Below are 19551 nucleotides of genomic sequence, written 5' to 3'. Positions count from 1 at the left end.
CCCGTATCCGTTCCGGCGCCGGAGCCGGCGCCCCCGACCTTCCCTAGGTCCAGTCGGGCTCCGGCTCCTCGTCCATCTCGGGCCAGTCGTCCGCACCCGGATCCGCACCCAGATCCGCACCCGCATCCACATCGCCCTGCGGACCCGGCACCCCCGCGGCCGGACCGCCGTCGCCGAGCCCGGCCAGGACCGCCAGCACACCCTCCCCGTACGTCACCAGCTTCTTCTCGCCGACCCCGCCGACCGTCCCGAGCTGCGCCACCGACGTCGGCCAGACGGTCACGATCTCCCTGAGCGTGGCGTCGTGGAAGATCACGTACGCCGGAACGCCCTGCTCCCGCGCCTGCTCGCCCCGCCACGCCCGCAGCGCCTCGAAGGCCGGTACCAGCGACTCGGGCAGCTCCACCGCCGCGGCCTTCGCCTTGCGCTCGCCCCGCCCGGAAGAGGACCCGGCGGCCTTCGCGGAGGCCGGCTTCTTCGGCTCCTTGCGCAGCGGCACGTCGCGTTCCCGCCGCAGCACCGAGCCGCTCGCCTCGGTCAGCACCAGCGTGCCGTACTCCCCCTCGACAGCGAGCAGTCCCTGCGCCAGCAACTGACGGACGACACCTCGCCATTCGCCCTCGGACAGGTCCTCGCCGATGCCGAACACGGACAGCTGGTCGTGGTCGAACTGGATGACCTTGCCGGTGCGCTTGCCGAGCAGGATGTCGATGATCTGCACCGCGCCGAACTTCTGACCGCGCTCGCGCTGGAGCCGCACCACCGTCGACAGCACCTTCTGCGCGGCGACCGTGCCGTCCATGGTCTCCGGCGGAGTGAGGCAGGTGTCGCAGTTGCCGCAGCCCTGGAGGTCCGGCTCCTGGCCGAAGTAGTTCAGCAACTGCCCGCGCCGGCACTGGGCCGTCTCGCACAGCGCCAGCATCGCGTCCAGATGGGAGGCGGCCCGGCGTCGGAACGCCTCGTCGCCCTCGCCCGACTGGATCAGCTTGCGCTGTTGTATGACGTCGTTGAGTCCGTAGGCCATCCAGGCCGTCGACGGCATTCCGTCACGTCCGGCGCGACCGGTCTCCTGGTAGTAGCCCTCGACCGACTTGGGCAGGTCGAGGTGGGCGACGAAGCGGACGTCCGGCTTGTCGATGCCCATGCCGAAGGCGATGGTCGCGCACACGACCAGGCCCTCCTCGCGGAGGAACCGCGACTGGTGGGCCGCGCGGGTGCCCGCGTCGAGCCCCGCGTGGTAGGGCACGGCCTCGATGCCGTTCTTGCTCAGGAACTCCGCCGTCTTCTCCACGGAGTTGCGCGAGAGGCAGTACACGATGCCCGCGTCGCCCTCGTGTTCCTGCCGCAGGAAGCTCAGCAGCTGCTTCTTCGGGTCGGCCTTGGGCACGATCCGGTACTGGATGTTGGGCCGGTCGAAGCTCGCGACGAAGTGCCGGGCCGTCGGCATGTTCAGCCGCTGGGTGATCTCCTGGTGGGTCGCGTGCGTGGCCGTCGCGGTCAGCGCGATCCTCGGGACGTCCGGCCAGCGCTCGCCGAGCAGGGACAGGGACAGATAGTCGGGGCGGAAGTCGTGGCCCCACTGGGACACGCAGTGCGCCTCGTCGATCGCGAAGACCGAGATCTTGCCGCGCGAGAGCAGGTCCAGCGTGGAATCGAGCCGCAGTCGCTCCGGCGCCAGGTAGAGCAGGTCCAGCTCGCCCGCCAGGAACTCCGCCTCCACCACCCGGCGCTCGTCGAAGTCCTGCGTGGAGTTCACGAACCCGGCGCGCACACCGAGCGCCCGCAGCGCGTCCACCTGGTCCTGCATCAGCGCGATGAGCGGCGAGACCACGATGCCTGTACCGGGTCTGACCAGCGACGGGATCTGGTAGCACAGCGACTTGCCGCCGCCGGTCGGCATGAGGACCACGGCGTCGCCGCCCGCGACCACATGCTCGATGACCTCGCCCTGTTCACCACGGAAGGCCTCGTACCCGAAGACCCGGTGCAGCGTGGCCAGCGCCTCGCTCTCGGCCGTCCCTGCCACCTCGGTCACCCTTGGCATCTCGCTGATCCCACCCATCCCGCGCATAGCCCTGTCCCCCGTACGTGGTCCCTCGACCACTGCGTCCACGATAGGGGTCCGCACCGACAATGCCGGAGTTATCCACAGGCCCGCCCCGTCACTCTGCGCGCTCATACGAATGGACTCCGTCACATGGCGCGGTCGTGGTCACCGGGACATGCTGCTCGGGCGGGCAGGGGAGGCCCGTCCCTCTCTGGACGGCGTGTCCCACAGGAGCGCGCGCCTCTTCCGCTTCAAGGAGCCCCATCATGTCCTCTCGGCCCCTCAAGGCCGCCATCACCATGGCGATAGCCGGCGCTCTCTCCCTGACCGCCGCCCCCGCACAGGCGGCGCCCGAGCCCGACCCCCTCGCCTGGGTGGATCTGGTCCCGGCGTACACGACCACCGGCAAGTACTCCTACGAGCCGCTCGCCCCGCCGGACGGCTGGGCCCGCACCAACGACTGCGTGCCCGAGATGGGCTACCACTACGTCAACGCGGAGTACCTCGCCGACGCCGTCGTCGACCCCGCCAAACCGGAGGCCCTGCTGTACGAAGGCGGCTCCGACGCGGACGACCGCGATCTGGTCGGGGTGGAGTGGATCGTCAAGAACACGGGCCAGGCCGCGCCGGTGCTGTTCGGCGAGACGTTCAGCAGCACCGCGCTGGCCGGCTACTACACGCTGCACGCGTGGATCTACAAGAACAACCCCGACGGGCTCTTCGCGGCCTTGAACCCCACCGTGCAGTGCTCCGCCGCTCCGGCGCCGGCGACCACCACCGCTGCCGTGCCCGACTGGGTGACCGACCTCGACGCCCTCTGGACGTCCTGAGCACAGCGCGGTGGCCCCGGCTCCCACGAAGGGGAACCGGGGCCACCGCAAAAGCACCGCAGGCACCACAGGCACCGCAGGCCCGCAAGCACCACAGGCCCGCAGATACAGGCACCGCTGGTCAGCGAACGAACACTCCCGCCTGGTTCGCCAGGTCCAGGAAGTACTGCGGCGCCACACCGAGCACCAGCGTGACCGCCACGCCGACCCCGATCGCCGCCATCGTCAGCGGCGACGGCACGGCGACCGTGGGGCCGTCGGGCCGCGGCTCGCTGAAGAACATCAGCACGATGACGCGGATGTAGAAGAACGCCGCGATAGCCGACGAGATCACACCGACCACGACCAGCGGCGCCGCGCCGCCTTCCGCCGCCGCCTTGAACACGGCGAACTTCCCGGCGAACCCGGAGGTCAGCGGAATGCCGGCGAAGGCCAGCAGGAACACCGCGAACACGGCGGCCACGAGGGGCGAACGACGGCCGAGACCGGCCCACTTGGACAGATGGGTGGCCTCGCCACCGGCATCGCGCACCAGGGTCACCACCGCGAACGCGCCGATCGTGACGAACGAGTACGCCGCCAGGTAGAAGAGGACGGACGAGATACCGTCCGGCGTGGTCGCGATGACGCCCGCGAGGATGAAGCCCGCGTGCGCGATCGACGAGTACGCCAGCAGTCGCTTGATGTCGGTCTGGGTGATCGCGACGATCGCACCGCCGAGCATGGTGACGATCGCGACGCCCCACATGACCGGCCGCCAGTCCCAGCGCAGGCCCGGCAGGACGACGTACAGGATCCGCAGCAGCGCGCCGAACGCGGCCACCTTGGTCGCCGCCGCCATGAACCCGGTCAGCGGAGTCGGAGCGCCCTGGTACACGTCCGGCGTCCACATGTGGAACGGGACCGCGCCGACCTTGAACAGCAGGCCCATCACGATCATCGCGGCGCCGATCAGCAGCAGCGCGTCGTTGCCCATGGTGTCCGCGAGCGCCGGGTCGACGTTCGTGACCGTGCCGTCGACGACCTGCGCGATGGTCGCGTAGGACACCGAGCCCGCGTACCCGTACAGCAGTGCGATGCCGAACAGGGTGAACGCGGAGGCGAAGGCGCCGAGCAGGAAGTACTTGACCGCGGCCTCCTGCGACATGAGCCGCTTGCGGCGGGCCAGGGCGCACATCAGGTACAGCGGCAGCGAGAAGACTTCCAGCGCGATGAACAGTGTCAGCAGGTCGTTGGCCGCCGGGAAGATCAGCATGCCGGCGACGGCGAACAGCAGCAGCGGGAACACCTCGGTGGTGGTGAACCCGGCCTTCACCGCGGCCTTCTCGCTGTCGCTGCCCGGCACGGAGGCGGCCTGTGCGGCGAAGGAGTCGACCTGCTTCCCGTGCTCCACCGGATCCAGGCGGCGTTCGGCGAAGGTGAACAGGCCGACCAGGCCCGCCAGCAGGATCGTGCCCTGAAGGAAGAGCGCGGGCCCGTCGACGGCGATCGCGCCCATCGCGACGATGCCCGCCTTGGTGGTGGCGTATCCGTTCGTCGCGAGCGCGACGACCGCGGCGAAGGCCGAGATCAGCGCCACGGCGGAGACGAACACCTGGGCGTAGTACCGCTGCTTGCGCGGTACCGCCGCCTCGATCAGCACTCCGATGATCGCCGCACCGACGACGATCAGCGTGGGTGACAATTGTCCGTATTCGATCTTCGGCGTATCGATCTTGGAGATCGGGTCGGCCGCGGTTGTCCACAGGCTGTGGACGGCTGTAGCGCTCACTTGGCCGCCTCCACCTCGGGCTGGGGGTCCTTCTTCTGTACGTCGGACATGGTCGCCTTGACCGCCGGGTTGACGATGTCCGTGACGGGCTTCGGGTAGACGCCCAGGAAGATCAGCAGTACGACGAGCGGCGCGACCACCACGAGTTCACGCACCCTGAGGTCGGGCATCTCCGCGACCTCGGGTTTCACCGGGCCCGTCATCGTCCGCTGGTAGAGGACGAGGGTGTAGAGCGCGGCGAGCACGATGCCGAAGGTGGCGATGATCCCGATCACCGGGTAGCGCGCGAACGTGCCGACCAGGACCAGGAACTCACTCACGAAGGGCGCCAGACCCGGCAGCGAGAGCGTCGCCAGACCGCCGATCAGGAACGTGCCGGCGAGCACCGGTGCCACCTTCTGCACCCCGCCGTAGTCGGCGATGAGCCGCGACCCGCGCCGCGAGATCAGGAACCCGGCGACCAGCATCAACGCGGCCGTGGAAATACCGTGGTTGACCATGTAGAGCGTCGCGCCGGACTGGCCCTGGCTGGTCATCGCGAAGATGCCCATGATGATGAAGCCGAAGTGCGAGATCGACGCGTACGCCACCAGCCGCTTGATGTCCCGCTGGCCGACGGCGAGCAGCGCGCCGTAGATGATGCTGATCACCGCCAGGACGAGGATCGCGGGCGTCGCCCACTTGCTGGCCTCCGGGAACAGCTGGAGGCAGAAGCGGAGCATCGCGAAGGTGCCGACCTTGTCGACGACGGCCGTGATGAGGACGGCGACCGGGGCGGTGGCCTCCCCCATCGCGTTGGGCAGCCAGGTGTGCAGCGGCCACAGCGGGGCCTTCACCGCGAAGGCGAAGAAGAAGCCGAGGAACAGCCAGCGTTCGGTGTTGGTCGCCATGTCGAGCGAGCCGTTGGCCCGCGCCTCGGCGATCTCCTGGAGGCTGAAGTTGCCCGCGACCACGTACAGGCCGATCACCGCGGCCAGCATGATCAGACCGCCGACGAGGTTGTAGAGGAGGAACTTCACGGCGGCGTACGACCGTTGCGTGGACGCCGTCTCCTCGCCGTGCTCGTGGGCCCGGTCCCCGAAGCCGCCGATGAGGAAGTACATCGGGATCAGCATGGCTTCGAAGAAGATGTAGAACAGGAAGACGTCGGTGGCCTCGAAGGAGATGATCACCATCGCCTCGACGGCCAGGATCAGGGCGAAGAAGCCCTGAGTCGGCCGCCACCTGCCCGCAGCGAAGCTGCTAAGTGATGCAGCGCCGGTCTCCAACGGGTCGGCGTCGTGCCAGCCCGCGAGGATGATGAACGGGATCAGCAGTGCGGTCAGCGCGATGAGCGCCACCCCGATGCCGTCCACGCCCAGTTCGTAGCGGACCCCGAAGTCCTTGATCCACCAGTGGGATTCGGTGAGCTGGTAGCGGTCGCCGTCCGGGTCGAAGCGGACCAGGACGATCGCCGCGAGCACGAGTGTGGCGAGCGAGACGAGCAGCGCGAGCCATTTGGCTGCGGTGCGCCGGGCGGCCGGTACGGCAGCCGTGGCGATCGCCCCGATCGCCGGGAGCGCCGCCGTCGCTGTCAGCAGAGGAAAGGACATCGGTATCAGACCGCCCTCATCAGCAGGGTCGCGGCGATCAGCACTGCCGCACCGCCGAACATCGAGACCGCGTACGACCGCGCGTAGCCGTTCTGCAGCTTGCGCAGCCGTCCGGAGAGGCCGCCGACCGAGGCCGCCGTGCCGTTGACCACTCCGTCGACCAGGGTGTGGTCGACGTACACCAGGGACCGCGTGAGGTGCTCGCCGCCGCGGACCAGGACGACGTGGTTGAAGTCGTCCTGGAGCAGGTCGCGTCGGGCGGCCCGGGTGAGCAGCGATCCGCGCGGGGCGACGACCGGGACCGGGCGGCGGCCGTACTGGAGGTAGGCGAAGGTGACGCCGATGACCATCACGGCGACCGTGGCGGCCGTGACCGTCGTGGCGCTGATCGGCGCGTCGCCGTGGTCGTGCCCGGTGATGGGCTCCAGCCAGTGCATGAAGCGGTCACCGATGCTGAACAGGCCGCCCGCGAAGACCGATCCGAAGGCCAGCACGATCATCGGGATCGTCATCGACTTCGGCGACTCGTGCGGGTGCGGCTCGTGGCCCTCGGCGTCCGGCTGCCAGCGCTTCTCGCCGAAGAACGTCATCAGCATCACGCGCGTCATGTAGTACGCCGTGATGGCCGCGCCCAGCAGGGCGCAACCGCCGAGGATCCAGCCCTCGGTGCCGCCCTTGGCGAAGGCCGCCTCGATGATCTTGTCCTTGGAGAAGAAGCCGGACAGTCCCGGGAAGCCGATGATCGCGAGGTAGCCGAGGCCGAAGGTGACGAAGGTGACCGGCATGTACTTCCTGAGGCCGCCGTACTTCCTCATGTCGACCTCGTCGTTCATGCCGTGCATGACCGAACCGGCGCCGAGGAACAGCCCGGCCTTGAAGAAGCCGTGCGTCACCAGGTGCATGATCGCGAAGACGTAGCCGATGGGGCCGAGGCCCGCGGCCAGCACCATGTAGCCGATCTGCGACATGGTCGAGCCGGCCAGCGCCTTCTTGATGTCGTCCTTCGCGCAACCGACGATCGCACCGAACAGGAGCGTGACGGCACCGACGATGGTGACGACCAGCTGTGCGTCGGGCGCGAGGTTGAAGATGTTGGCGGAGCGGACGATCAGGTAGACGCCCGCGGTCACCATGGTCGCGGCGTGGATGAGGGCCGAGACCGGGGTCGGGCCCTCCATCGCGTCCCCGAGCCAGGACTGGAGCGGCACCTGGGCGGACTTGCCGCAGGCGGCGAGCAGCAGCATCAGGGCGATGCCGGTGAGGGTGGCCTCGCCGGCGCCGCTGACCGCGCCCGGCTCCTCGTGGGTGCCGAGGACCGGGCCGAAGGCGAAGGTCCCGAACGTCGTGAACATCAGCATGATGGCGATCGACAGGCCCACGTCGCCGACGCGGTTGACCAGGAAGGCCTTCTTCGCGGCGGTGGCGGCGCTGGGCTTGTGCTGCCAGAAGCCGATCAGCAGGTAGGAGGCGAGACCGACGCCCTCCCAGCCGACGTACAGCAGAAGGTAGTTGTCGGCGAGGACGAGCAGCAGCATCGCCGCGAGGAACAGGTTCAGATAGCCGAAGAAGCGGCGGCGGCGCTCGTCGTGCTCCATGTACCCGATCGAGTACAGGTGGATCAGCGAGCCGACGCCGGTGATCAGCAGCACGAACGTCATCGACAGCTGGTCGAGGCGGAAGGCGATGTCCGCCTGGAAGCCCTCGACCGGGACCCAGCTGAACAGGTGGCTCGTCAGGGTCCGGTGTTCGGCGTCCTTGCCGAGCAGGTCGGCGAAGAGGACGGCACCGATCAGGAAGGAGGCGGCCGCGAGGGCCGTGCCGATCCAGTGGCCGACGGCATCGAGCCGCCGGCCGCCGCACAGCAGTACGGCCGCTCCGAGCAGAGGCGCCGCCACCAGCAGCGCAATCAGGTTCTCCACGATTCAGCGACCCCTCAGAGCTTCATCAGGCTGGCGTCGTCGACCGAGGCCGAGTGGCGGGAGCGGAACAGGGACACGATGATCGCGAGCCCGACCACGACCTCCGCGGCGGCGACGACCATCGTGAAGAACGCGATGATCTGGCCGTCGAGGTTGCCGTGCATCCGGGAGAAGGCGACGAACGCGAGGTTGCAGGCGTTGAGCATGAGCTCGATGCACATGAACACGACGATCGCGTTGCGCCTGATCAGCACACCGGTGGCGCCGATCGTGAACAACAGGGCCGCGAGATAGAGGTAGTTGACGGGGTTCACTTCGACGCCTCCTCGGCCCGCTTGAGGTTCGCCGGTTCCACGTCGGTCCGCTCCAGGCGATCCTCGGCGCGCTGCTCCAGTGCGCGCAGATCGTTGAGCGCCTCGGTCGAGACGTCACGGATCTGGCCGCGCTCGCGCAGCGTCTTGTTGACGGTGAGTTCGGAGGGGGTGCCGTCGGGCAGCAGGCCCGCGATGTCCACGGCGTTGTGCCGGGCGTACACACCGGGCGCGGGCAGCGGCGGAAGGTGCTTGCCCTCGCGGACGCGCTGCTCGGACAGTTCACGCTGGGTCTTGGCTCGCTCGGTGCGCTCGCGGTGGGTGAGCAGCATGGCGCCGACGGTGGCCGTGATCAGCAGGGCGCCGGTGATCTCGAAGGCGAACACGTAATTGGTGAAGATGTGGGTGGCGAGGCCCTCCACATTGCCGTTGGCGTTGGCCTGCGCCATCCCGTTGAACTCCGTCAGGGAGGCGTTGCCGATGCCGGCGACCAGCAGGATGCCGAAGCCGAGCCCGCAGAGAAGGGCCAGCCAGCGCTGGCCCTTGATGGTCTCCTTCAGGGAGTCCGCGGCCGTGACGCCGACGAGCATCACCACGAAGAGGAACAGCATCATGATCGCGCCGGTGTAGACGATGATCTGGACGACGCCCAGGAAGTAGGCGCCGTTGGCGAGGTAGAACACCGCCAGGATGATCATGGTGCCGGCGAGACAGAGTGCGCTGTGCACGGCCTTCTTCATGAAGACGGTGCACAGGGCGCCGATCACCGCGACGGTGCCGAGCACCCAGAACTGGAAGGCCTCGCCGGTGGAGGTGGAGTAGGCGGCGAGCTGCGTGCTCATGCGCCGACCTCCTCTTCCTCTGGCTTCTCACCCTTGGAGACGGCGACCTGCTGGACCGTGCCGGGCGCGGCTTCCGTCACCAGGCCCCGGTAGTAGTCCTGTTCGTCGGTCCCCGGGAAGATCGAGTGGGGCGAGTCGACCATGCCCTCCTCCAGCCCGGCGAGCAGCTGCTCCTTGGTGTAGATGAGGTTGGCGCGGCTGGAGTCGGCGAGCTCGAACTCGTTGGTCATCGTCAGCGCGCGCGTGGGGCACGCCTCGATGCACAGGCCGCACAGGATGCAGCGGGCGTAGTTGATCTGGTAGACGCGCCCGTACCGCTCGCCCGGCGAGTAGCGCTCCTCGTCCGTGTTGTCCGCGCCCTCGACGTAGATCGCGTCGGCGGGGCAGGCCCAGGCGCACAGCTCGCAGCCGACGCACTTCTCCAGGCCGTCCGGATGGCGGTTGAGCTGGTGCCGTCCGTGGAAACGGGGAGCGGTGGTCTTCTGCTGCTCGGGGTACTGCTCGGTCAGCCGCTTCTTGAACATGGCCTTGAAGGTCACGCCGAAGCCGGCCACGGGGTTCTGGAAACCGGGCTCGGTCCCCTTGGACTCCTCAGCCATCGGACGCCTCCTTTCCATCCAGAGATCCGTCACTCTGAGTATCGGGCCCACCACTGACAATCAGCTCCCGCTCCCGGCGCGGGCGGCGCCTCGGCGCGGGTGGCAACTCCTGTCCGGGCAGCGGCGGTACGGGGAATCCGCCGGCCATCGGGTCGAAGGCGACGGCCGGGGCGGGCTCCTCCTTCGGCTTCCCGCGGAACATGTCCACGACGAAGGACAGGAGCAGGAGCAGCAGGACGCCGCCGCCGACGTAGAGGGCGATGTCGGCGAAGTCGTAGTTCTCGTTGCGCAGGGTCCGCACGGTCGCGACGAGCATCAGCCACACCACGGAGACCGGGATGAGGACCTTCCAGCCGAGCTTCATCAGCTGGTCGTAGCGGACCCGTGGGAGCGAGGCGCGCACCCAGATGAACATGAAGAGGAACGCCTGGACCTTGAGGACGAACCAGAGCATCGGCCACCAGCCGTGGTTCGCGCCCTCCCAGAAGGTGCTGATCGGCCAGGGGGCCCGCCAGCCGCCGAGGAACAGCGTGGTCGCCACGGCCGAGACGGTGATCATGTTCGCGTACTCGGCGAGCATGAACAGCGCGAACTTGATGGACGTGTACTCGGTGTTGAAGCCGCCGACCAGGTCGCCCTCGGACTCCGGCATGTCGAAGGGGGCGCGGTTGGTCTCGCCGATCATCGTGACGATGTAGAGGACGAACGAGACCGGCAGCAACAGGACGTACCAGCGGTCCTGCTGCTGCTCGACGATCGTGGACGTCGACATCGAGCCCGAGTAGAGGAACACGGAGGCGAACGCCGCGCCCATGGCGATCTCGTACGAGATCATCTGCGCGCAGGAGCGCAGGCCGCCGAGCAGCGGGTACGTCGATCCGGAGCTCCATCCGGCGAGGACGAGGCCGTAGATGCCCACGGAGGCGACCGCGAGGATGTAGAGCATCGCGATCGGCAGGTCGGTGAGCTGCATCGTGGTGCGGTGGCCGAAGATCGAGATCTCGTTGCCGGCCGGGCCGAAGGGGATCACCGCGATGGCCATGAAGGCCGGCACGGTCATGACGATCGGCGCGAGGATGTAGACGACCTTGTCGGCGCGCTTGACGACGAGGTCTTCCTTGAGCATCAGTTTGACGCCGTCGGCGAGCGACTGGAGCAGACCCCAGGGGCCGTTGCGGTTGGGGCCGATGCGCAGCTGCATCCAGGCGACGACCTTGCGTTCCCAGACGATGGCGATCAGCACCGACAGCACCACGAAGGCGAAGCAGAAGACCGCCTTGAGGACGACCAGCCACCAGGGGTCGGTGCCGAACAGCGAGAGGTCTTCAGCGGCGAGGTACGGACTCATGCCTCCACCTCCTTGGGGGCTTCGGCGGCGAGCGTCGCCGGGCCGATGCGGACGAGTGAGCCGGGCACCACACCGGCGTCGGAGGCGACTCCCGCGCCCGCGGAGTTCAGCGGGAGCCAGACCACGCGGTCGGGCATCTCGGTGATCCGCAGCGGGAGTTCGACGGCTCCGGCGGGACCGGTCACGGCGAGGACATCGCCGTCCTTGACCCCGGCCTCGGCGGCGGTCGCGGCCGACACACGCGCGCGGGCCGCGTGCCGCGTCCCGGCGAGTGCCTCGTCGCCCTCCTGGAGGCGGCCCTGGTCGAGCAGCAGCCGGTGCCCGGCGAGGACGGCCTCCCCGGCGGCCGGCCTCGGCAACTGGGCGCCGGTTTCGAGGGGTTCGGTGGCGCGCGGTCCGTCCCAGGCGCCGAGCCGGTCGATCTCGCCGCGCACGGTCCGCAGGTCCGGCAGACCCAGGTGGACGTCCATGGCGTCGGCCAGCATCTGGAGCACACGCGCGTCGGTGGGCGCGAGGCGTCGGGTCATCTGCTCGGGCTTGAGCGCGGTCTCGAAGAAGCGCACCCGGCCTTCCCAGTTGAGGAAGGTGCCGGCCTTCTCGGCGACCGCGGCGACCGGCAGGACCACGTCCGCGTGCTCGGTGACCTCGCTGGGCCGCAGCTCCAGCGAGACCAGGAAGCCGACCTCGTGAAGTGCTTCACGCGCGCGTGCCGGGTCCGGGAGGTCGGCGACCTCGACGCCCGCGACGACCAGCGCCCGGAGCTCTCCGGTGGCGGCGGCCTCGACGATCTGGCTGGTGTCGCGGCCGTAGCGGTGCGGGAGTTCGGCGACACCCCAGGCCGTGGCGACCTCCTCACGCGCGCGTGGGTCGGTCGCCGGACGTCCGCCCGGCAGCAGCGACGGCAGCGCGCCCGCCTCGACGGCACCGCGCTCGCCCGCCCTGCGCGGGATCCACACCAGCTGCGCGCCGGTCGCGGACGCGGCCCGTACGGCGGCGGTCAGTCCGCCCGCCACGGCGGCCAGCCGCTCACCGACGACGAGTACCGCGCCCTCGGAGCGCAGCGCCTCGGCGGCCCGAGCCCCGTCGCCCTCCAGGCCGACCCCGCCCGCGAGTGCGTCCAGCCACTCGGCCTCGGTGCCGGGAGCGGCGGGGAGCAGCGTGCCGCCGGCCTTCTCCAGACCACGCGTCGCGTGCGTGGCCAGGGCGAACACCTTCTGCCCGTGCTTGCGCCAGGCCTTGCGCAGCCTCAGGAAGACGCCGGGCGCCTCCTCCTCGGCCTCGAACCCGACCAGCAGGACGGCGGGCGCCTTCTCCAGCGTGGTGTACGTGACACCCGTGCCGTCGAGGTCGCGGCCGCGTCCGGCGATCCGCGCGGCGAGGAAGTCGGTCTCCTCGCCGCTGTGCACGCGTGCGCGGAAGTCGATGTCGTTGGTGTCGAGCGCCACGCGCGTGAACTTGCTGTACGCGTAGGCGTCCTCGATGGTGAGCCGGCCACCGGTGAGGACTCCGGTCCGCGAGCGGGCCGCGGCGAGTCCCTGTGCGGCCGCCTCCAGGGCCTCGGGCCAGGAAGCGGGCTCCAGGACACCCTCGGCGTTGCGCACCAGGGGCGTCTCCAGGCGGTCGCGCTGCTGCGCGTACCGGAAGCCGAACCGCCCCTTGTCGCAGATCCACTCCTCGTTGACCTCGGGGTCGTTGGCCGCGAGCTTGCGCATGACCTTGCCGCGCCGGTGGTCGGTGCGCGTGGCACAGCCGCCGGAGCAGTGCTCGCAGACGCTCGGGGTGGACACCAGGTCGAAGGGGCGCGAGCGGAAGCGGTATGCCGCCGAGGTGAGCGCGCCGACCGGGCAGATCTGGATGGTGTTGCCGGAGAAGTACGACTCGAAGGGGTCGCCCTCACCGGTGCCGACCTGCTGGAGCGCGCCCCGCTCGACCAGTTCGATCATCGGGTCGCCCGCGACCTGGTTGGAGAAGCGGGTGCAGCGGGCGCACAGCACGCACCGCTCGCGGTCGAGCAGCACCTGTGTGGAGATCGGCACGGGCTTCTCGTACGTCCGCTTCCTGCCCTCGAAGCGGGACTCGGCCTGACCGTGCGACATGGCCTGGTTCTGGAGGGGGCACTCGCCGCCCTTGTCGCAGACCGGGCAGTCCAGCGGGTGGTTGATGAGGAGGAGCTCCATCACACCGTGCTGGGCCTTCTCGGCGGCCGGCGAGGTGAGGTGGGTCTTCACCACCATTCCGTCGGTGCAGGTGATGGTGCAGGACGCCATCGGCTTGCGCTGGCCCTCGACGTCGACGATGCACTGGCGGCAGGCGCCGGCCGGGTCGAGGAGGGGGTGGTCGCAGAAGCGGGGGATCTCGATGCCGAGTTGTTCGGCGGCGCGGATGACCAGGGTGCCCTTGGGCACGCTGATCTCTGCGCCGTCGATGGTCAGCGAGACGAGATCTTCCGGCGGGACCGCCGCCTCTCCCCCTCCCGAGGGAGCGTTGGTGGTCACGGTCATGCGTTCACCTCCGTGCGGGAGTCGGCCCAGACCGTCGACTTGGCCGGGTCGAAGGGGCAGCCGCGGCCCGTGATGTGCTGCTCGTACTCCTCGCGGAAGTACTTGAGCGAGGAGAAGATCGGCGAGGCGGCGCCGTCGCCGAGGGCGCAGAACGACTTGCCGTTGATGTTGTCGGCGATGTCGTTCAGCTTGTCGAGGTCGGACATGACGCCCTTGCCGGCCTCGATGTCGCGCAGCAACTGCACGAGCCAGTAGGTGCCTTCGCGGCAGGGTGTGCACTTGCCGCAGGACTCGTGGGCGTAGAACTCGGTCCAGCGGGTGACGGCGCGGACCACGCAGGTCGTCTCGTCGAAGCACTGGAGGGCCTTGGTGCCGAGCATGGAGCCGGCCGCTCCCACTCCCTCGTAGTCGAGGGGGACGTCGAGGTGTTCGTCGGTGAACATCGGCGTCGAGGAGCCGCCCGGCGTCCAGAACTTCAGCCGGTGCCCGGGCCGCATTCCGCCGCTCATCTCAAGGAGCTGGCGGAGCGTGATGCCGAGCGGGGCCTCGAACTGGCCGGGGCTGGCGACATGGCCGCTGAGCGAGTAGAGCGTGAAGCCCGGGGACTTCTCGCTGCCCATCGACCTGAACCAGTCTTTTCCTTTTTGCAGGATCGCGGGAACCGACGCAATCGACTCCACGTTGTTCACCACAGTCGGGCACGCGTACAAGCCCGCGACGGCAGGGAAAGGGGGACGGAGCCGCGGTTGACCCCGGCGGCCTTCGAGCGAGTCGAGCAGTGCGGTCTCCTCACCGCAGATGTACGCGCCCGCGCCCGCGTGCACGGTGAGTTCCAGGTCGAGCCCGCTGCCCAGGATGTTCTCGCCGAGGTAGCCCGCCTCCTGGGCCTCGCGCACGGCCTCGTGCAACCGCCGCAGTACTGGGACGACTTCACCCCGCAGATAGATGAAGGCATGCGACGACCTGATGGCATAACACGCGATGACGATGCCCTCGATGAGGCTGTGCGGGTTCGCGAAGAGGAGCGGGATGTCCTTACAGGTCCCGGGTTCCGATTCGTCGGCGTTGACAACCAGATAGTGCGGCTTTCCATCACCCTGGGGAATGAACTGCCATTTCATTCCCGTGGGGAATCCCGCGCCACCGCGGCCGCGCAGACCTGATTCCTTGACGTACGCGATCAGGTCGTCCGGCGACATGGCGAGCGCCTTGCGGAGCCCCTCGTATCCTTCGTGCCTTCGATAGACGTCCAGCGACCAGGACTTGTCCTCGTCCCAGAAGGCCGACAGCACGGGTGCGAGCAGCTTCTCGGGGCTGGTGTCTTTCAGCTCGGGTGCCAAGGTCATCCCTCCCCCTCCTCGATGTGGTCAGAGGGCGCCTGGTCCTCTGGCTCCTCGGTCCGCGGATGGACCACGCGCACGGGTGCGGCCTCACCCCTGGCCAGGCGGAGGCCCACCAGCGACGCGGGTCCCGCACCGCCGCTCGCCTCGACGGCCCCTGGCCGCTCGTCGGGGAAGCCGGCGAGGATCCGCGCGGTCTCCTTGAAGGTGCACAGCGGCGCCCCGCGCGTGGGCTCGACCGTCCGGCCCGCACGCAGGTCGTCGACGAGGTGCTTGGCGCTGGAGGGGGTCTGGTTGTCGAAGAACTCCCAGTTGACCATCACGACGGGTGCGAAGTCGCAGGCCGCGTTGCACTCGATGTGCTCCAGCGTGACCTTGCCGTCCTCGGTGGTCTCGCCGTTGCCGACGCCGAGGTGCTCCTGGAGCTCCTCGAAGATCGCGTCACCGCCCATCACCGCGCAGAGGGTGTTGGTGCAGACGCCCACCTGGTAGTCACCGCTCGGCCTGCGCCGGTACATGGTGTAGAAGGTGGCGACCGCGGTGACCTCGGCGGTGGTCAGGCCCAGCACGTCCGCGCAGAACCGCATGCCGGTGCGCGTGACATGGCCCTCCTCCGACTGCACGAGATGCAGCAGCGGAAGGAGTGCGGACCGGGAGTCGGGGTAGCGCGCGATGACCTCGCGCGCGTCCGCCTCCAGCCGGGCTCGAACGTCGTCCGGGTAGGCGGGCGCGGGCAGTTCGGGCATGCCCAGGCTGACGCCCTGCTCGGAGGAAGAGGTGGTCACCGGTCGACGCCTCCCATCACGGGGTCGATGGACGCGACGGCGACGATGACGTCGGCGACCTGGCCGCCCTCACACATCGCCGCCATGGACTGAAGGTTGGTGAAGGACGGCTCACGGAAGTGGACCCGGTAGGGACGGGTGCCGCCGTCGGACACGACGTGCACCCCGAGTTCGCCCTTGGGCGACTCGACGGCCGCGTACGCCTGTCCCGGCGGCACGCGGAAGCCCTCGGTGACCAGCTTGAAGTGGTGGATCAGGGCCTCCATGGAGGTGCCCATGATCTTCTTGATGTGGTCCAGGGAGTTGCCGAGCCCGTCGGGGCCCAGGGCGAGCTGGGCGGGCCAGGCGATCTTCTTGTCGGCGACCATGACCGGACCCGGCTGGAGCCGGTCCAGGCACTGCTCGATGATCCTGAGGGACTGGCGCATCTCCTCCATGCGGATCAGGAAGCGTCCGTAGGAGTCGCAGGTGTCGGCGGTCGGGACCTCGAAGTCGTAGGTCTCGTAACCGGAGTACGGCTGTGCCTTGCGCAGGTCGAACGGCAGCCCGGTGGAGCGCAGGATCGGGCCGGTGACGCCGAGGGCCATGCAGCCGGCCAGGTCGAGATAGCCGATGTCCTGCATACGGGCCTTGAAGATGGGGTTCCCGGTGGCGAGCTTGTCGTACTCCGGGAGGTTCTTCTTCATCTTCTTCACGAACTCGCGGATGTGGTCCACCGCGCCGGGCGGCAGGTCCTGGGCGAGTCCGCCGGGGCGGATGTACGCGTGGTTCATCCGCAGGCCCGTGATGAGCTCGTAGATGTCGAGAATCATTTCACGATCACGGAATCCGTAGATCATGATCGTGGTGGCGCCGAGTTCCATACCGCCGGTGGCGATGCACACCAGGTGCGAGGAGAGCCGGTTCAGCTCCATCAGGAGCACCCGGATGATCTTGGCGCGCTCGGTGATCTGGTCCTCGATGCCGAGGAGCTTCTCGACGCCGAGACAGTAGGCGGCCTCGTTGAAGAAGGACGTCAGGTAGTCCATGCGCGTCACATAGGTGGTGCCCTGTGTCCACGTGCGGAATTCGAGGTTCTTCTCGATGCCGGTGTGGAGGTAGCCGATGCCGCAGCGGGCCTCGGTGACCGTCTCGCCGTCGATCTCCAGGATCAGGCGGAGCACTCCGTGCGTGGAGGGGTGCTGCGGGCCCATGTTGACGACGATGCGCTCGTCGTCGGCGCGGGCCGCGGACTGGACGACCTCGTCCCAGTCGCCGCCGGTGACCGTATATACGGTGCCCTCGGTGGTCTCGCGCGCCGAAGCGGCGGATGCTGACTGCGTGCTCACGAGTACGACCTCCGCTGGTCCGGAGCCGGGATCTGGGCGCCCTTGTACTCGACGGGGATGCCGCCGAGGGGGTAGTCCTTGCGCTGCGGGTGGCCCTGCCAGTCGTCCGGCATCATGATCCGCGTCAGGGCCGGGTGACCGTCGAAGACGATCCCGAAGAAGTCGTAGGTCTCGCGCTCGTGCCAGTCGTTGGTCGGATAGACGGAGACCAGGGACGGGATCTTCGGATCGGCGTCCGGGGCGCTGACCTCCAGGCGGATCAGCCGGTTGTGGGTGAGCGAGCGCAGGTGGTAGACGGCGTGCAGCTCGCGGCCCTTGTCGTGCGGGTAGTGCACCCCGCTGACGCCGGTACAGAGCTCGAAGCGCAGGGCCGGGTCGTCGCGCAGGGTGCGGGCGACGCGCGGCAGGTGTTCGCGCTCGATGTGGAAGGTGAGCTCGCCGCGGTCGACGACCGTCTTCTCGATCGCGTTGTCGGGCAGGAGCCCCTGTTCCTCCAGTGCTCCCTCGAGTTCGTCGGCGACCTCGTCGAACCAGCCTCCGTAGGGGCGGGCCGCGGGGCCCGGCAGGCGGACCGAGCGCACCAGGCCGCCGTAGCCGGAGGTGTCGCCGCCGTTGTCGGCACCGAACATGCCGCGCTGGACGCGGATCTCCTCGCCGCCCTGGCCGCGCTGGCCGGGGAGGTTGGAGGTGCCGAGGTCCTTCTCGGGGTTCGCGCCGTCGCCGGCACCGTTCGCGTCGCTCACCGCAGCAGCCCCTTCATCTCGATCATGGGCAGGGCCTTGAGCGCCGCTTCCTCCGCCTCGCGGGCCGCCTCCTCGGCGTTCACACCGAGCTTGGCGCCCTGGATCTTCTCGTGGAGCTTGAGGATGGCGTCCAGCAGCATCTCGGGCCGTGGCGGGCAGCCCGGGAGGTAGATGTCGACGGGGAGGATGTGGTCGACGCCCTGGACGACCGCGTAGTTGTTGAACATGCCGCCCGAGGACGCGCAGACCCCCATGGAGATGACCCACTTGGGGTTCGCCATCTGGTCGTAGACCTGCCTGACCACCGGGGCCATCTTCTGGCTGACCCGGCCGGCGACGATCATGAGGTCGGCCTGGCGGGGTGAGCCGCGGAAGACCTCCATGCCGAAGCGGGCCAGGTCGTAGCGTCCGGCGCCGGTGGTCATCATCTCGATGGCACAGCAGGCGAGGCCGAAGGTGGCCGGGAAGACGGACGCCTTGCGCACCCAGCCCGCGGCCTGCTCGACGGTGGTCAGCAGGAAGCCGCTCGGCAGCTTTTCTTCGAGTCCCATGAGTTAGAGGCCCCTCAGTCCCATTCCAGGCCGCCGCGCCGCCACACGTACGCGTACGCGACGAAGACGGTGAGCACGAAGAGCAGCATCTCCACGAGCCCGAAAACACCCAGGGCGTCGAAGGTGACGGCCCAGGGGTAGAGGAAGACGATCTCGATGTCGAAGACGATGAAGAGCATCGCCGTCAGGTAGTACTTGATGGGGAACCGCCCGCCACCGGCCGGCGTGGGGGTTGGTTCGACCCCGCACTCGTAGGCGTCGAGCCTGGCCCGGTTGTACCGCTTCGGACCGATCAGCGTGGCCATGACCACGGAGAAGATCGCAAAGCCTGCCCCGAGGGCTCCCAGTACGAGGATGGGCGCATACGCGTTCACCGCTCCTCGCTCCTCTCAGTCGGCACTGACTGCTGGCGATGGCGTTGAGTTCGCTTCCGTCTCACGCGCCCCGCAAGTCCCGCCCGTCCCGGCGAAGATCGCGAACATGTGAAGCAGGTCACAAGCCCAACTGACCCGCATCTTATGCCCGCCGGTCTGTGATCTGCGACACGGGGTATTGCACAAGCTTTGTGATCTCCACCACCTGACGAAGGATCATGAAGTCGGATGAGCGGTGATCTTCGTACGTGAAGCGTCCGAGCGATCACCAGAGGTGACATTTTGGCTCGTCGGCGCAGCTGGGAGTGGTCGTCTCCATATCAAGAGAGTTCCCTTGCATGCAAATTGGTGCTGGACGCGGCCGCTTGGTAGTGCGCCGCATTCACACATCAGGAGGAGTCGCGGGGCGCGATGTGGACGCGTGCACACATTCACGAGCGGGTGAGGGCGAGATGCATGCGCGTGACGCAGCCACCCCTGTAACCGTTGCGTGACCTCCGCCACATCGATGAGAGACCTCTGAGAACCGGGCTTGGCCACCTGTCCCAACCGGTGGTAGGCACGGGGCAATTCGGACGTAAACGCGAAAGTGCGTGATCAAGGCCTTGCTAGGTCACGTCCGCAATGTCCGTTACGGCGTCAATAAAGAGCGGCAGGACACAAATTCGGG

The 19551-nt window shown here is 68.6% G+C and carries 16 protein-coding genes; 1 reads left to right on the top strand and 15 read right to left on the bottom strand.

The annotated features are described in order from the left end of the window. Positions 1 to 43: 43 nt before the first annotated feature. Positions 44 to 2071: a DNA helicase RecQ gene (recQ, locus tag HLK59_RS09335; RefSeq protein WP_171140836.1), complete on the bottom strand. Its 2028-nt coding sequence runs from the start codon at positions 2069 to 2071 to the stop codon at positions 44 to 46. Positions 2072 to 2313: 242 nt separating this feature from the next. On the opposite strand from recQ, the gene HLK59_RS09330 reads away from it, so the two are divergent. After that, positions 2314 to 2877, top strand: a complete 564-nt coding sequence (locus HLK59_RS09330; RefSeq protein ID WP_171140834.1) for a hypothetical protein — start codon at positions 2314 to 2316, stop codon at positions 2875 to 2877. Between the two features lie 121 nt (positions 2878 to 2998). On the opposite strand, the gene nuoN is transcribed toward HLK59_RS09330, so the two are convergent. From nuoN to HLK59_RS09260, 14 genes are read right to left on the bottom strand one after another with little or no spacing between them, the layout of a single operon-like run. After that, entirely contained in the window at positions 2999 to 4648 is a 1650-nt protein-coding gene (nuoN, locus tag HLK59_RS09325; RefSeq protein ID WP_171140833.1) for an NADH-quinone oxidoreductase subunit NuoN, read from the bottom strand. Beyond that, positions 4645 to 6240, bottom strand: a complete 1596-nt coding sequence (locus tag HLK59_RS09320; protein ID WP_171140832.1) for an NADH-quinone oxidoreductase subunit M — start codon at positions 6238 to 6240, stop codon at positions 4645 to 4647. Before HLK59_RS09320 ends, nuoN begins: the two co-directional genes overlap by 4 nt. Before the next feature lie 5 nt (positions 6241 to 6245). Continuing rightward, positions 6246 to 8159, bottom strand: a complete 1914-nt coding sequence (gene nuoL / locus HLK59_RS09315; protein ID WP_171140831.1) for an NADH-quinone oxidoreductase subunit L — start codon at positions 8157 to 8159, stop codon at positions 6246 to 6248. Positions 8160 to 8173: 14 nt separating this feature from the next. Continuing rightward, positions 8174 to 8473 (bottom strand): NADH-quinone oxidoreductase subunit NuoK, encoded by a 300-nt coding sequence (gene nuoK, locus HLK59_RS09310; RefSeq protein ID WP_003974374.1) that lies wholly within the window; start codon positions 8471 to 8473, stop codon positions 8174 to 8176. Beyond that, entirely contained in the window at positions 8470 to 9312 is an 843-nt protein-coding gene (locus HLK59_RS09305; RefSeq protein ID WP_171140829.1) for an NADH-quinone oxidoreductase subunit J, read from the bottom strand. The genes nuoK and HLK59_RS09305 overlap by 4 nt, the downstream gene beginning before the upstream one ends. Next, on the bottom strand, positions 9309 to 9911 hold the full coding sequence (gene nuoI, locus HLK59_RS09300; RefSeq protein ID WP_171140828.1) for an NADH-quinone oxidoreductase subunit NuoI: 603 nt from the start codon (positions 9909 to 9911) through the stop codon (positions 9309 to 9311). Before nuoI ends, HLK59_RS09305 begins: the two co-directional genes overlap by 4 nt. Beyond that, complete coding sequence (nuoH, locus tag HLK59_RS09295; RefSeq protein ID WP_171140826.1) at positions 9904 to 11259, bottom strand: NADH-quinone oxidoreductase subunit NuoH; 1356 nt, start codon at positions 11257 to 11259, stop codon at positions 9904 to 9906. Before nuoH ends, nuoI begins: the two co-directional genes overlap by 8 nt. Further along, positions 11256 to 13760, bottom strand: a complete 2505-nt coding sequence (locus tag HLK59_RS09290; protein ID WP_171140824.1) for an NADH-quinone oxidoreductase subunit G — start codon at positions 13758 to 13760, stop codon at positions 11256 to 11258. Before HLK59_RS09290 ends, nuoH begins: the two co-directional genes overlap by 4 nt. Then, a complete protein-coding gene (gene nuoF / locus HLK59_RS09285) occupies positions 13757 to 15106 on the bottom strand; it encodes an NADH-quinone oxidoreductase subunit NuoF (protein WP_171140823.1) in 1350 nt (449 codons plus the stop codon). Before nuoF ends, HLK59_RS09290 begins: the two co-directional genes overlap by 4 nt. Continuing rightward, a complete protein-coding gene (gene nuoE / locus HLK59_RS09280) occupies positions 15103 to 15885 on the bottom strand; it encodes an NADH-quinone oxidoreductase subunit NuoE (protein ID WP_171140821.1) in 783 nt (260 codons plus the stop codon). The genes nuoF and nuoE overlap by 4 nt, the downstream gene beginning before the upstream one ends. Continuing rightward, entirely contained in the window at positions 15882 to 17213 is a 1332-nt protein-coding gene (locus HLK59_RS09275) for an NADH-quinone oxidoreductase subunit D (RefSeq protein WP_171140819.1), read from the bottom strand. The genes nuoE and HLK59_RS09275 overlap by 4 nt, the downstream gene beginning before the upstream one ends. Further along, entirely contained in the window at positions 17210 to 17956 is a 747-nt protein-coding gene (locus tag HLK59_RS09270; protein WP_171140817.1) for an NADH-quinone oxidoreductase subunit C, read from the bottom strand. Before HLK59_RS09270 ends, HLK59_RS09275 begins: the two co-directional genes overlap by 4 nt. Beyond that, on the bottom strand, positions 17953 to 18507 hold the full coding sequence (locus HLK59_RS09265; RefSeq protein ID WP_171140816.1) for an NADH-quinone oxidoreductase subunit B: 555 nt from the start codon (positions 18505 to 18507) through the stop codon (positions 17953 to 17955). The genes HLK59_RS09270 and HLK59_RS09265 overlap by 4 nt, the downstream gene beginning before the upstream one ends. Positions 18508 to 18521: 14 nt before the next feature. After that, positions 18522 to 18881 carry an NADH-quinone oxidoreductase subunit A gene (locus tag HLK59_RS09260; protein WP_046261007.1) on the bottom strand — a complete coding sequence of 120 codons (360 nt, stop codon included), beginning with the start codon at positions 18879 to 18881 and terminating at the stop codon, positions 18522 to 18524. Between the last annotated feature and the right edge of the window lie 670 nt (positions 18882 to 19551).

This window comes from Streptomyces sp. S3(2020) (genome assembly GCF_013044505.1).
Classification (GTDB): Bacteria; Actinomycetota; Actinomycetes; order Streptomycetales; family Streptomycetaceae; genus Streptomyces.
The sequence above is the reverse complement of the archived record's forward strand: the minus strand, read 5'-3'. Positions and strand labels throughout refer to the sequence as shown.

What these genes read in the sequence shown, in the direction of transcription:
- HLK59_RS09320 (WP_171140832.1), bottom strand. Translation starts at nt 6,240, where the DNA reads ATGTCCTTTCCTCTGCTGACAGCGACGGCGGCGCTCCCGGCGATCGGG.
- HLK59_RS09305 (WP_171140829.1), bottom strand. Translation starts at nt 9,312, where the DNA reads ATGAGCACGCAGCTCGCCGCCTACTCCACCTCCACCGGCGAGGCCTTC.
- nuoH (WP_171140826.1), bottom strand. Translation starts at nt 11,259, where the DNA reads ATGAGTCCGTACCTCGCCGCTGAAGACCTCTCGCTGTTCGGCACCGAC.
- nuoI (WP_171140828.1), bottom strand. Translation starts at nt 9,911, where the DNA reads ATGGCTGAGGAGTCCAAGGGGACCGAGCCCGGTTTCCAGAACCCCGTG.
- HLK59_RS09290 (WP_171140824.1), bottom strand. Translation starts at nt 13,760, where the DNA reads ATGACCGTGACCACCAACGCTCCCTCGGGAGGGGGAGAGGCGGCGGTC.
- recQ (WP_171140836.1), bottom strand. Translation starts at nt 2,071, where the DNA reads ATGCGCGGGATGGGTGGGATCAGCGAGATGCCAAGGGTGACCGAGGTG.
- HLK59_RS09330 (WP_171140834.1), top strand. Translation starts at nt 2,314, where the DNA reads ATGTCCTCTCGGCCCCTCAAGGCCGCCATCACCATGGCGATAGCCGGC.
- HLK59_RS09265 (WP_171140816.1), bottom strand. Translation starts at nt 18,507, where the DNA reads ATGGGACTCGAAGAAAAGCTGCCGAGCGGCTTCCTGCTGACCACCGTC.
- nuoF (WP_171140823.1), bottom strand. Translation starts at nt 15,106, where the DNA reads ATGACCTTGGCACCCGAGCTGAAAGACACCAGCCCCGAGAAGCTGCTC.